Source organism: Micromonospora sp. NPDC049580 (assembly GCF_040675595.1).
Classification (GTDB): Bacteria; Actinomycetota; Actinomycetes; order Mycobacteriales; family Micromonosporaceae; genus Micromonospora.
Genome location: NZ_JBFAPG010000125.1, coordinates 1 through 13,421 on the forward strand (window position 1 = coordinate 1; position 13,421 = coordinate 13,421).

Consider the following 13,421-nt stretch of genomic DNA (forward strand, 5'->3'; position numbering starts at 1 on the left):
GCGCGGAGAGCGGCGTGCTTGCGGGGGATGCGGCGGGCGCGCGCGGGAAGGGGCGGGCGCGCAGATCCTGGCCAGGTCGCCGTTGTGGGCGTTTCCAGAGGCTCGGATCCGCCCACATCGCCGACCCGGAGTCGATCAAACATTCGGGGCGACGGTCGGTGACCGCCGCCCCGAACCTGTACCTGCGTCGGTCAGCGGGCCGCTCGGTCGGCCAGCACCCGCCGCGGATTCCAGCGCAGCAGCCGGTAGCGGATCCGCCCGGTCAGCGCCACCAGGCGGCCGGAGGCGTCCGCCAGGGCGATCCGCCAGCGCAGCAGCACCGAGGGCGGCAGCACGGCGGCGACCAGTCGGGTCCGTCGATCCGCCCGGGTGGCGAGCGCGCCGCGGATCGCGCGTAGCGCCGGCGGCAGCGGTTCGCCGGTCAGCGGGTTCCGCGCGTACCGGGCCCGCTCCTCCGCCCGGCCGAGCAGACGCGCCGCTCCGACCGCCGCCGTGTCGTCGGCGAGGGCATCGCGGACCAGCCGGTCCGCGGTCGCCCGGGGCGTCTCGGTCTGGTCCACCCGGACCTTGAAGTCGACCATCGTGTCCAGCAGCTCCGCCCAGGCGGCGTGCGCGTCCGCGCGAGCGCGACCGGCGTCCGCCTCGACCACCATCACCGGCTTGCCGTCGGCCGACGGGGTGTCGTCCCCGGCGGCGGCGGTGGCCACCATGGCGTCGGCCCGGCCGGCCCGCCGCCGACGCAGCGCCAGTCGACGAAGCGCCGGCACCGCCAGCAGCGCCAACAGGGCCAGCACGCCCGCCGTCCACCATGGCCAGACCGGCGGCTGCTCGGCCGGCGTCTCACCGCCGAGGGAGAGCCCGGAGTCGGTGTCGCGGTCGGCGTTGTCCGGGCCGGCCGGCCCCGCCGACGAGTCCGGGCCGGTCGGGCTGTCCGTGGCGCCCGTCTCCGGACTGGACGGCGCGGGCGCGTCAGTGTCCGGAGCCCAGGCCGACCGGGTGGAGCCGGGCACGCCGTACGCCGGGGTGGCGTCGAACGGCACCCAGCCGATCCCGTCGAAGAAGACCTCGGTCCAGGCGTGCAGGTTGAGGTTGGTCAGCGTGTACGTGTCGCCGTCGCGCTTGCTGCCATTGGTGAACCCGAACGCGACCCGGGCCGGGATGCCGGCCGAACGGACCAGCCAGGCCATGGCGGCGGCGTACTGCTGGCAGTAGCCGACCTTGTTGGTGAGGAAGTTGACGATCTCCTGGCCGCTGCTGCCGCTCTCGGTGCTGAGCCGGTAGCTGAACCCGTTGTCCGCCGAGAAGTGCTGGTAGATCGCGAGCACGCGGTCGTAGTCGGTGCGCTTGCCCTGGGTCAACCCCTTGACCAGCTCCTCCACCTCGGGCACCGGCCCGGGGGTGGCGGTGAGCTGGCGGCGGACCGGATGGTCGGCGGGCAGCGGCCGAGCGGCCCGCAGCGCCGCCGGCGTGTACGTCGAGCGGACGTAGTCGAAGGAGTACTTGCGACCCCGGGAGTTCTCCCGGTTGGAGAAGACGACCTGCTGGCTGGGGTCGTACAGCCAGTTGCTGTTGAGGTCCTCGGTGCGCACCGGCTCGGCGTACACCGGCATGAGGGACATGCTGAGGCTCTTGGTGACCTCGACGGTCGCCTGGTAGCGGACCTGCTGCACTCCCTGGCCGGCCCGCTCGGTCGGGTCCGGCAGATCCCGGTTGGCCGGCCGGCCACTCGGGTTGCGAGCCTGGAAACCACTCGGGCGCAGCTCGTCGGCCACCGCGTAGCGCAGGTAGAACGGGTTCGGCTCGGAGGTGGTCACCTTGACCAGGTCGGCCACCTCGGACTGGTTGAGCTGGCCGGCGAGCGACGCGAACAGGTCGATCCGGCCGGACGAACCGCCCGCGCCCCGGCCGGTGCCGCTGCCGTTGCCCGTGCCACCGGAGAGCGTGTCGAGCAGCCCACTGGTCATGCCGGGCACCGCCAGTGGCAGCGCCACGGCCACCACCACGCCGACCACGGCGAGCCGACGGCCGGCGGAGGCCAGCGGCGACGCCTCCCACACGTCGACGTCACGACCGTCTCCGGTGAACCGCCGGCCGAACCGACGGACCCGGTCGACGTTGTCGGTGACCAGCAGCCACAGGTAACCGGCCGCGCCCACCACGAACGGCGCCGGGGGGACGCTGTCCACGTAGACGGCGACCGGCACCGAGTAGATCGCGAGCATCGGCAGCCCGGCCAGCGCGGGCCGGCGCAGCCCCACCGCCAGCACGTCCACGAGCACGGCCACCCCACCGACGCCGAGCACGGTGATGAACAGCAGCGGGTCCGTGTCCGGAACCTCGACGCCGTACGAGCGCATGTCCTGCGCCGAGCCGGCGAGCAGGTCGGCGAAGTGCTCGATCGTGGCCGGCGTGGGCAGGAAGGTCAGCAGCTCGCTGCCGCTGGGGAACAGCCAGGTCAGCGCGAGCAACAGGGCGGCCAGCATGCCGAGCACCTGACCCCACAGCGGTGCGCGGACGAGCCGCGTCAGCGCGGCGACCCCGGCCACCACGGCTACCGCGATCGCGCACTGGATCAGCCACGTCCAGGTCTGGAAGATGGCCGACAGCGGCGCGGCGGCGAGCAGTGTCGCGGCGGCCGCCACCGCGCCGGTGTTCCGGCTGGCGATCATGAGGGGAACCTTCCGTTCATCGCACGCCGCCGGCGACCGTCTCGGCCAGCGCGGCGCGCAGGGCGAAGCCCTGAGATCCTCGGCCGGCCTGCGGCCACAGCGCCGGCAGTCGGCTGCCGTGGTCGACGCCGACCACCCGCCAGCCACTGCGCACCATGGCCAGCACCGCCGCGCCGTGCGTGTGCTCCGCCTCGGCGCGGGCCTTCTCCGGGAGGCTCAGCCAGGTGGAGCTGTCCAACAGGAAACCGGCGCACGTCGCGCCGTTGCCCCGCAGCCCGGCCAGCAACTCGGCCTCGGCGACGCTCACCATGCCGAACAGCCCGATGATCAGACCACCGTCGGCGCGCTGCCGAACCCGCTGCACCAGCCCGGTCACGTCGGCCCGCTGGTCCAGACGTACCTCGGCCAGGTGGTCGAGCAGCACACCGTCGCCGCCGCCCTCCGAGGCGTCCACGTCGACCCCCGAGCCGGTGACCAGGCGCAGCTTGTAGCCGGCCTGCCGCAGGTGCACGGCGATGCTGGCGGCGGCGGAGACCGCCCACTCGAAACTCGCCGTCGGGCCGTCGCCCCGGTGGCCGTACGCGCGGGTGTCCAGGACGACCGTGGCCCGACTCTCCCAGGGCTGCTCCTCCCGGCGCACCATCAGCTCGCCGGTGCGGGCGGTGGACTTCCAGTGCACCCGGCGCAGGTCGTCGCCCCGGCGGTACTCCCGGGTCGCCGCGTCGTCCTCGCCGTGCACCGCCACCGAACGCGCCCGGCTGTCGCCGCTGCCCGCGTACTCCCCGGGGAGCCGGACCGACGGCAGAGGCGTGACCTGCGGGATGACCGTCAGGTGGTCGGTGCTGGGAAACGCCCGGGTGAGCTCGCAGAGACCGAACGGGTCGGTCATCCGAACCACCAGCGGGCCCACGTCGTAACGGCCCCGCACGTCGGCACGGACCGTGTACGCCACGGAGCTGGCCTGGTGCGCGCCGAGCCGCTCCAGCACGACCCGTGGCCGACTGCCCAGCGCGTAGGGCAGCCGGTCCTCCAGCAACAGGGTGCCGGTGGGCAGCCGGGAGAGGTTCTGCAGGCGCAGCACCACCCGCGAGTTGGCCCCGACCGGGACCCGGTGCGGGTCCAGCGAGCGGTTGCAGGCCAGCTTGTAGCGGCTGCGACCCACGTAGGCGGCGGCCAGTAGCGGCAGGATGGCCAGCAGTACGGCCACCCGGAGCAGGTCCTTCTCGCCCAGGATGACGGCCGAGATCGCCGCCGCGATCGCGGCCGCGAGGAACGAGCGCCCGCGGGTGGTCAACCCGCGCAGCCCGGCACGCACGTCACGGCCTCCGCGGCTCGTAGGGCGCGCGACCGTTGCCGGTGGCGGGCCGGGTGTCGTAGGGGCTGCGTTGCCGGTCGTGCGGCAACGGCAGTCGGTGCACCAGCTCGGAGACGATCGCGTCGGTGGTGCGTCGGGCGAGCTGCGCGTCGGCCGTCGGGATGATCCGGTGCGCGAGCACCGGCACCGCCAGGGCCTGCAGGTCGTCGGGGAGGACGTAGTCGCGGCCCTCCAGCGCGGCGACCGCCCGGGCCGTGCGCAGCAGTTGCAGGGTCGCCCGGGGGGACGCGCCGAGGCGCAGGTCGGGGGCCTCCCGGGTGGCGGTGACCAGGTCGATGGCGTACTGCTTGACGGCGTCCGCGACGTGCACCTGTCGGACGGTGGCGATGAGCTGCCGGACGATGTCCGCGTCGGAGACCGGCCGCAGCTCGTTCAGCGGGTCGGTGCCGCCGTGCCCGTCCAGCATGGCCAGTTCGGCGCCGGCGTCGGGGTAACCCATCGCGATCCGGGCGGTGAACCGGTCGCGCTGCGCCTCGGGCAGCGGGTACGTCCCCTCCATCTCGATCGGGTTCTGGGTGGCGATGACCATGAACGGGGTCTGTAGCTGGTAGGTCACGCCGTCGACGGTGACCTGCCGTTCCTCCATGCACTCCAGCAACGCCGACTGGGTCTTCGGCGACGCCCGGTTGATCTCGTCGCCGACGACCAGGTTGGCGAAGACGGCCCCCGGACGGAACTCGAAGTCGTGGGTCTCCTGGTTGTAGACGCTCACGCCGGTGACATCGCTGGGCAGCAGGTCGGGGGTGAACTGGATCCGGCGCACCGTGCAGTCGATGGACCGCGCCAGGGCCTTGGCCAGCTTGGTCTTGCCGACGCCGGGAACGTCTTCGATGAGGAGGTGACCCTCGGCGAGCAGAACGGCCAGGGCCAGCCGCACGGTGGCGGTCTTACCCTCGATGACCTGCTCGATGTTGGCCACGATGGCCTCGCTGGCGGCGCGGAACTCGTCGTGCGGCAACAGGCCGCCCACCTCGTCCCAGGTCTGTTGTGTCACGGGCCTCCTCCTCGTCGCCGTCACGGCAGCTCTGTAGAGAGCACCTGGACCCGCCGTTGGGTTCGCGACGTCGAGCCTCGTTTGCCGCAGGATTCTCACTGGCCTCTCAGGCTAACCATGTTTGTCGTTATCGCCGACCCCCGCAGGTAGTCCGCCGCTTACGCACGGATATTCGCCGAGTTGGGGGATCGACCGGACCGCGCCCGGCGGTTCCTCCGGTCCCGTCGGCGACGGGGTACACTGCCGGACATGGCCGGAGTCTTCCTGCTTCTTACCGGGCCGTGCTGATGCGCTGAACGCGCGACAGCACGGCGGCCCCTCCTGCGCGAGGGGCTTTTTTGTGCCCGCCGCCGGTCCGGCCCGGCGGTGCCGAGACGAAGCGAAGCGAAGCGAGGAGAAACGATGAGTGAGGCAGCCGCACCGGCGGGCGACATCCCCCCGTTCCGGTACACCGCGGCCCTGGCCGACGAGATCGAGACCCGTTGGCAGGACACCTGGGCGCGCGAGGGCACCTTCCACGCACCGAACCCGACCGGTCCGCTGGCCGATCCGGGCCACCCCCGGGCCGGGGCGGAGAAGCTGTACGTGCTGGACATGTTCCCGTACCCGTCCGGCGCCGGCCTGCACGTCGGCCACCCGCTGGGCTACATCGGCACCGACTGCTTCGCCCGCTACCAGCGGATGGCCGGGCGCAACGTGCTGCACGCGATGGGGTTCGACGCGTTCGGCCTGCCCGCCGAGCAGTACGCCGTGCAGACCGGCACCCACCCCCGGACCACCACTGTCGCGAACATCGAGCGGTACAAGTCGCAGCTGCGCCGCCTGGGGCTGGCGCACGACGAGCGCCGGTCGGTGGCGACCATCGACACCGACTTCTACCGCTGGACGCAGTGGATCTTCCTGCAGATCTTCAACTCCTGGTACGACCGCGACGCCGGCAGGGCCCGGCCGATCGCCGAGCTGATCGCCGAGTTCGAGGGCGGCAACCGCTCCACCCCGGACGGCCGGCCCTGGGCCGAGCTGAGCGTCGCCGAGCGCCGCCAGGTCGTCGACTACCACCGGCTGGCGTACGTCTCGCAGGCCCCGGTCAACTGGTGCCCCGGTCTGGGCACTGTGCTGGCCAACGAGGAGGTCACCGCCGACGGGCGCTCCGAGCGCGGCAACTTCCCGGTCTTCAAGCGCAACCTGAAGCAGTGGATGATGCGGATCACCGCGTACGGCGACCGGCTGCTGGACGACCTGGACAGCCTGGACTGGCCCGAGGCGATCAAGCACATGCAGCGCAACTGGATCGGTCGCTCCACCGGCGCGCACATCGACTTCCCGACCACCCGGGAGCCGATCCGGGTGTTCACGACCCGCCCGGACACCGTCTTCGGGGCCACCTACATGGTGCTGGCGCCCGAGCACGAGCTGGTCGACACGCTGGCACCGGCCAGTTGGCCCGACGGCACGAGGGACGCCTGGACCGGCGGGCACGCCAGCCCCTCCGAGGCCGTCGAGGCGTACCGCAAGGCGGCGGCGGCCAAGACCGACGTCGAGCGGCAGTCCGACAGCAAGGAGAAGACCGGCGTCTTCATCGGGGCGTACGCCACCAACCCGGTGACCGGCGGGCAGATCCCGATCTTCATCGCCGACTACGTGCTGGCCGGCTACGGCACCGGCGCGATCATGGCGGTGCCCGCGCAGGACGAGCGGGACTGGGCGTTCGCCGAGGTCTTCGAGCTGCCCATCGTGCGTACCGTGCAGCCGGCGGAGGGCTTCGACGGCAAGGCGTACACCGGGGACGGCCCGGCCATCAACAGCGCCGCGCCCGAGCGCGGCCTGGACCTGAACGGCCTGGGAGTCGCCGACGCCAAGGCGGCGATCATCTCCTGGCTGGAGGCGAACGGGCACGGCACCGGCGCGGTGACCTACCGGCTGCGCGACTGGCTGTTCTCCCGCCAGCGCTACTGGGGTGAGCCGTTCCCGATCGTCTACGACGAGACCGGCGCGGCCATCGCCCTGCCGGAGGAGATGCTGCCCGTCGAGCTGCCCGAGGTGGACGACTTCTCCCCGAAGACGTTCGACCCGAACGACGCCGACTCCAACCCGGAGACCCCGCTGTCGCGGCGGCGGGACTGGGTCGAGGTCGAGCTGGACCTGGGTGACGGGCCGAAGCGCTACACCCGGGAGACCAACGTGATGCCGCAGTGGGCCGGCTCCTGCTGGTACGAGCTGCGCTACCTGGACCCGACCAACAGCGAGCGGTTCGTCGACGCGGAGAACGAGCGGTACTGGATGGGCCCGCGCGCCGAGGGCGACTGCGGGGGCACCGACCTGTACGTCGGCGGCGCCGAGCACGCCGTGCTGCACCTGCTGTACGCGCGGTTCTGGCACAAGGTGCTGTTCGACCTGGGGCACGTCTCGTCGTTCGAGCCGTTCCGCAAGCTGTTCAACCAGGGCATGATCCAGGCGTACGCGTACACCGACTCGCGCGGCAGCTACGTGCAGGCCGAGGAGGTCGTCGAGCGCGACGGCGCCTACTACCTGGGCGACCTGACGGTCAACCGCGAGTACGGCAAGATGGGCAAGTCGCTGAAGAACGTGGTGACGCCCGACGACATGTGCGCCGCCTACGGCGCGGACACCTTCCGGGTGTACGAGATGTCGATGGGCCCGCTGGAGGTGTCCCGACCCTGGGAGACCCGGGCGGTGGTCGGCTCGTACCGGTTCCTGCAGCGGGTCTGGCGGGCCATCGTCGACGAGCAGACCGGCGCGCTGCGGATCACCGAGGCTCCGGCCGACGAAGCGACCCGTCGGCTGCTGCACAAGGTGATCGACGGGGTCCGCGGCGACATGGACGGCATCCGGTTCAACACCGCGATCGCCAAGCTGATCGAGCTGACCAACGGGCTGACCCGACTGTCGGCCACGCCGCGGGAGGTGGCCGAGCCGCTGGTGCTGATGGTGGCGCCGTTCGCCCCGCACGTGGCCGAGGAGCTGTGGCGCAAGCTGGGCCACGACACCTCGCTGACGTACGCGGACTTCCCGACCGCCGACCCGGCGCTGCTGGTGGCCGAGACGGTGACCTATCCGGTGCAGGTCAACGGCAAGGTCCGTGGCCGCATCGAGGTCCCCGCCGACGCCTCCGAGGAGACCGTCCGCGCCGCCGCCCTGGAAGCGGTGACCGCCTCCCTGACCGGCAAGGAACCCCGCAAGGTCATCGTGGTGAAGGGCCGGATGGTCTCCGTCGTCATGTGATGGTGGTCGGTCGTCATTACGTCCCGTACCGGCCGGCCGCTTGTCCACCGTGCCGGTACGGGATGCACTCAGCGGACGACGGCCGCCACCTCCGGCCGGCGACGGGGATGGCCGTGGCCCGCCGAGAGCTTGTCGCGCAACTGCGCGGCAGCTGGGTGCCGCATGTCGCTATGGATCTCGAAGGCACGCAGCCAGCAGTCGTGTGCGGCAGCCAGGTCGCCGAGGGCCTCGTGGTTGTCGCCCAGGTGGTGCAGCGTCTCCGCCTCGTTGTAGCGGTGTCCCAATTCTCGACTGAGCGCCAGTGACCGTCGAAAGCAGCGGGCTGCCCGGCGGTAGCGGCTGAGATGGTGATGGGCGTAGCCCAACGTGTCCCAACTGTTCGCCTCCCCGACCCCGTCACCGAGCCGGCGCTGCAGGACCAGCGCCCGCTGGCAGTAGCCGACCGCCTCCCGGTACGCGCCGAGCACGGCATGATCCCAGCCGATCGCATTGAGCGCCCGGGCTTCCCCCGCCTGGTGCCCGTCGGCCCGGAAGAGGGCCAGCGCCCGCTCGTCGTGGTGCAGCGCGGTCATCTGGTCACCCTCCTTCTCGTTGATCCAGCTGAGGGTCAGCAACGTCTGCGCCTGCCCGGTCCGGTCGCCGAGTTCCCGCAGCAGCGCCAGAGCCGACTCCAGGTGCTGACGGGCCAACCGGAGGCGGCCGGTCTCGGAGAAGGCCGCGACGACGTCGCGATGTGCCTGCGCCGCTGCGGCCCTGTCGCCGCAGCGTTCAGCCGCGGCCAGCGCGCGGTGCTGTACGGCGATCAGGTCCTCCCAGCAGCCACGACGGGACAGGAAGGTGGTCACCGCCCACGCCAACTGCCACACGTGCCGGTCGAAGCCGTGCCGAGCAGCCAGCTCGACCACCCGGATGAGCACGCCGTGCTCCTCGGCGAGCCAGGCCAAGGCCGAGGCGCCGTCCGCAGGCTCCTCCGGAGTCACGCCCGTCGTCAACGACGGCGGCGTGATCGGCTGCCGTAGCGGGGACAGTCGCGCGTCGGCCGTGCGGGCGCTGAGCAGATAGTGGTCGACGATCCGGCGCCGCGCCGCGTGGCCTACCTCCGGGGGCTCCGACGCGACCAGCTCCGCCGCGTACGCCCGGAGCAGATCGTGGCAGGTGTACCTGCCCGGTGCCCGCTCCATGACGAGTTGCGCACGGGCCAGTTCGGCGAGGACGGGGCGGACCTGCCGCTCGGGCAGTGCGGCGAGGCTTGCGGCGGCCCGCACCGAGATGTCCTGCCCGGGGTGCAGCCCGAGTAGGCGGAACAACCGCGCTGCCGCACCGCCGAGAGCCCGGTACGACCAGGAGAAGACCGACCGGAGGTCGGTGGCCGGATCGCCGGCCGCGAAGCCGTCGAGGCTGCCGCGGGACTCGGTCAGTTCCCGGGCCAGCACGGCGAGCGGGAACCGGGGATGAGTCGCCGCGCGGGCCGCCACGATCGCCAGGGCCAGCGGCAGCCGGTCACACCGTTCGATGATCCCTGCCACGGGCCCCGGCTCCGTCGCCACCCGGTCGCCACCCAGTCGGCTCGTCAGCAGATCGCGGGCTTCGGCGGCAGTGAGCAGGTCGAGGGTGACCGGTTGGGCGCCCTCGACGGTCACCAGGCCGGGTAGTTGCTGTCGACTGGTCACCACCACCGCGCACCCGGCGGCACCGGGCAGGAGTGGGCGCACCTGACCGGCGTCGCGGGCGTTGTCGAGCACGATCAGCATGCGGCGCTCCGACAGCAGCCTCCGGTAGTGGCCGGCCCGACTCTCCTCGCGCGCCGGCGTCTGCTCCGGTGGCACCCGCAAGGCGTCCAGGAAGAGTCGCACCGCCTCGTCCCCGGCGATCGCCGTACCGCCCGGATCGAAGCCGCGCAGGTTGACGTATAGGCATCCGTCCGGGAAATCCTCGGCGAGCAGGTGCGCCAAGCGGACGGCGAAGCTGGTCTTGCCCACGCCGGCCGCACCGGTCACGAGCAGGATCTGCTGCCGTTTCAGCGCCAGGCAGTGCCGCCGAGCCGCATCGAGCTCGGCGGCCCGGCCGACGAAGTGCGGCGGGTCCGGTGGCAGCAGGCTCGCCGGCGCCACCGGCGCGAGTCCGCCGACCACCGCCGCGGGTGCCGGGATCGGCAGCTCGTCGCGCCGCAGGATAGCGGCGTACAGACGGTGGAGTTGCGGTGCGTCCATGCCTCGTTCCCGCAGCAGGGCGATGCCCCGTCGGCAGACCTCGGCGGCCTCGTCCACCCGCTGCTCGGCGTAGAGGGCGAGCGTGAGCAGGTGGCGGACGCCCTCGTCGTACGGGTCGTCCAGAACCGCGCCGGTGAGCACGCCGACGGCTGCGGCGGGTCGCCCGAGCGCGATCAGCGCCTCGGCGTGACCGCGTCGGGCGGTGCGGCGCAACGCGTCGAGGCGGGCCACCTCGGGCAGGGCGAACGGCCGGTCGGCGACGTCAGCGAAGGCCGGCCCCCGCCAGTGGGCCAGTGCGGCGCCGAAGAGCTCGGCGGCGCGTGGGATCACCGCCGGGTCGCTGGCGTCGAGCAGCCGCCGCCCCTGCGTGGCCTGCTGTTCGAAAAGGCAGGCGTCCACACAGTCGGGGGGCAGATCCAGCCGGTACGCCAGGCCGGGGCCGGTGCCGACGGTGGCGACGATCGAGGCCTCCGCGGGCGCGGACCGGCCGGGCCCCAGGGCACGCCGCAGGTGCGAGACATGGCTGCGGAGCGTCGGCGCCGCGCCGTCGCCGGCGGTGGTACCCCAGAGGAGATCCACCAGGCGGCGGGCCAACACCGGGCGGCCGAGTTCGATGACGAGCACCGAGAGCAGCTCCACCTGCCGCGGGCCGAGCCGGATCACGGCGCCAGCCCGTTCGGCCTCCAGCGGACCGAGCACGGTGAGCCGCAGTTGCTCCATCCGAGACCCCCCGTGCTCGTCGCGGCCACCCGGACGCATTGTATCGATCCTGGCGGATTGAGCGCTGCACCCGACTTCCACTCCGCTTCCACCACGCGCCGGGAGAGTGTGCGCAACGGGGGGCGGCAAAGCGCCTCGACCGGGCGTCGACGAAGCGGCGTCCGGGCACGATGAGGAGGGCACATGAAGCAAGCCTGGCAGCGTGGCCTGCGAACCGTCGTAGCCACCGGCCTTGTCGGGACCGCCGCAGTGGTCCTGTCACCAACGGCCGCGTCCGCGGCCGCATGCCGCAGCGGCACGGCCAGCATCTCCGGAGCCGATCTGACGTACCAGATCTGCCCCGAGGCCTTTACCACCGGCCTCAGCTACTTTCTCGAAGACACGGCCAAGGACGGTCGCCGCGCCGAGGTGTGGATCAGGACACCGAGCACGTCGACTGCCGGCGTGAAGCTCGACGAGGCGACCGGAGGCGTCGGCGACTGGGCCGAGGACGAGTGGTACGGCCCCTTCAGCTCGGGCGTCTACCTCAAGGTCTGCACCAGTGACGGCAACACCAACCGCCGCTGCGGCGGCTGGCTCTGATCGCCGGACAGGAGACAACCGTGAAAGCACTCCGCATGGCCGTGGTGGCCGTGGTCGCCGCCACCTCCAGCATCTTCGTCGTGCCAGGAATTGCGCACGCCGCCGACACCCAACTGGGCATCGACGTCGGCAACATCGCCTGGGAACAGTTCACTTCGGAGAACACCGATGTGCAGTACCGCCTGAAGGAGCGCAGCGGCCAGGACTGCAACTTCTACACCGGCTTCTGGGCCGACCCGAACAACGATCGCTACGACAGCTCGGGGACCGGCACCTGCGGTCCGGTGAGCCCCGGGTACATGTACCGGAACGGGTCAAAGACCTGGGACGACGTGAGGTGGCGGGCCCGGGCGTGGTGCGCCGACTTCGCGAAGTTCGCGTTCTACTGGGGTGGTGCGAAGTACACCGGGCTCAACGCCGCCGCGTCGAGCTTCCGGACCTACGGCATCAACAACGGCACCTGGCACGGCCGGGGCAGCGGCTACGTCCCGCGCAAGGGTGACGCCGCGTCCTACGACTGGGGTGGCGACGGAGTCATCGACCACGTGGCCATCGTGACTTCGTACTACGACACCAGCACGGACGGCAATCACTACGTGGTCGGCGGCAACCAGTCGAACACGGTCTCCCACGTGTTGCACTCCAACTGGGAGTCAGCCGTCGTCGGCTACACGTCGCCGGTGCCGAAGTAGGATCCCGGTTCGCAACCGGCCCTGCGTCTCTCGCCGGGTCGGTTGCGTTCCGATGTGGCTGAGCACCTGCCGGCCGAGGGCGTCGACCCCCAGGTACCGAGGCGGGAGGTCCGCGCCGACCACGGCCAGGTGGTCCAGGAGCCGCCGACGAAGTCCAGGTTGGCAGGTGGCGTCCGACGCACCGTGTCGCCGATCCGGACCACGTCGCTGACCAAGCCCTCAGCCAGTCGCTGCTCGCCCGTCGGATCCGTCGGGTTGGGCACGGTCAGACCGACATCGACCGGCGGCGTCGTTCGCCGCGCCACCACTGGTGGACGAGCACGACGCTGGCGATCAGGCCGAGGCTGGCCGGGGCGGCGGCGTACCAGTTGATCTGGCCGGGTGAGCTGACGGCCGCGCCGATCGCGGCGTAGCCGAACGCGGTCGGCGCGGCGGCGATCACGCTGCCGGCCAGGAACGGCAGCATCCGGGCGCCGGTCGTGCCGTAGCCGTAGCTGACCAGGCCGAAGCCGGCGATCGGCAGCAGCCGGACGGTGACCACGCCGACCACGCTCTGCCGGGCGAACCACCCGTCGAGGCGGGCCAGTCGGCCCCGGACCCGATCGGCGACGAACTCCCGGCCGAGCAGCCGGCCGACCGTGAACCCGATCGCCGCCGCCACCAGCGCGGCGCCCAGGGCGTACGCCGCGCCCTCCAGGGGGCCGAAGATCGCGCCCGCGGCGAGCGTGATGAAGGTACGGGGAACCAGCGCGACCAGCAGCAGCGCCCCACCGAGGATCGCCGCCACCGGCGCGAGGCCGCCCAACCGGTCGGCCAGTTCCGGCAGGTGCGCCGGATCCGGCCGGGGCACCAGGAGCAGCAGCAGCCCGCAGCCGCCGATCAGCAGCACGAGCAGGGCGAACCGGGCGGCCGGCGGCTGCTCCGGCAGCCGTCGGC

General features: G+C 72.2%; 8 protein-coding genes. 3 read left to right on the forward strand and 5 right to left on the reverse strand.

Annotated elements, in window-relative coordinates:
- Positions 1-191 precede the first annotated feature (191 nt).
- The 3 genes from AB0J68_RS13310 to AB0J68_RS13320 are packed head-to-tail and all read right to left on the reverse strand — an operon-like array spanning position 192 to position 5,038.
- Positions 192-2,669: a DUF3488 and transglutaminase-like domain-containing protein gene (locus AB0J68_RS13310; RefSeq protein WP_363938487.1), complete on the reverse strand. Its 2,478-nt coding sequence runs from the start codon at positions 2,667-2,669 to the stop codon at positions 192-194.
- A gap of 16 nt (positions 2,670-2,685) precedes the next feature.
- Positions 2,686-3,984 (reverse strand): DUF58 domain-containing protein, encoded by a 1,299-nt coding sequence (locus AB0J68_RS13315; RefSeq protein WP_354856121.1) that lies wholly within the window; start codon positions 3,982-3,984, stop codon positions 2,686-2,688.
- Between the two features lies 1 nt (position 3,985).
- Positions 3,986-5,038, reverse strand: coding sequence for a MoxR family ATPase (locus tag AB0J68_RS13320; RefSeq protein ID WP_234590654.1), 1,053 nt, complete (start codon positions 5,036-5,038; stop codon positions 3,986-3,988).
- 402 nt (positions 5,039-5,440) lie between these two features.
- Between AB0J68_RS13320 and leuS the strand changes: the two genes are divergently transcribed.
- Entirely contained in the window at positions 5,441-8,281 is a 2,841-nt protein-coding gene (leuS, locus tag AB0J68_RS13325) for a leucine--tRNA ligase (RefSeq protein ID WP_363938491.1), read from the forward strand.
- A gap of 68 nt (positions 8,282-8,349) precedes the next feature.
- On the opposite strand, the gene AB0J68_RS13330 is transcribed toward leuS, so the two are convergent.
- Positions 8,350-11,211 (reverse strand): BTAD domain-containing putative transcriptional regulator, encoded by a 2,862-nt coding sequence (locus AB0J68_RS13330; protein WP_354856123.1) that lies wholly within the window; start codon positions 11,209-11,211, stop codon positions 8,350-8,352.
- A 183-nt stretch (positions 11,212-11,394) separates the two neighbouring features.
- Between AB0J68_RS13330 and AB0J68_RS13335 the strand changes: the two genes are divergently transcribed.
- Complete coding sequence (locus AB0J68_RS13335) at positions 11,395-11,793, forward strand: hypothetical protein (RefSeq protein ID WP_354856124.1); 399 nt, start codon at positions 11,395-11,397, stop codon at positions 11,791-11,793.
- A gap of 20 nt (positions 11,794-11,813) precedes the next feature.
- Positions 11,814-12,485, forward strand: a complete 672-nt coding sequence (locus AB0J68_RS13340; RefSeq protein WP_354856125.1) for a CHAP domain-containing protein — start codon at positions 11,814-11,816, stop codon at positions 12,483-12,485.
- Positions 12,486-12,750: 265 nt separating this feature from the next.
- On the opposite strand, the gene AB0J68_RS13345 is transcribed toward AB0J68_RS13340, so the two are convergent.
- Positions 12,751-13,413 carry a VTT domain-containing protein gene (locus AB0J68_RS13345; RefSeq protein ID WP_363938495.1) on the reverse strand — a complete coding sequence of 221 codons (663 nt, stop codon included), beginning with the start codon at positions 13,411-13,413 and terminating at the stop codon, positions 12,751-12,753.
- Positions 13,414-13,421 lie beyond the last annotated feature (8 nt).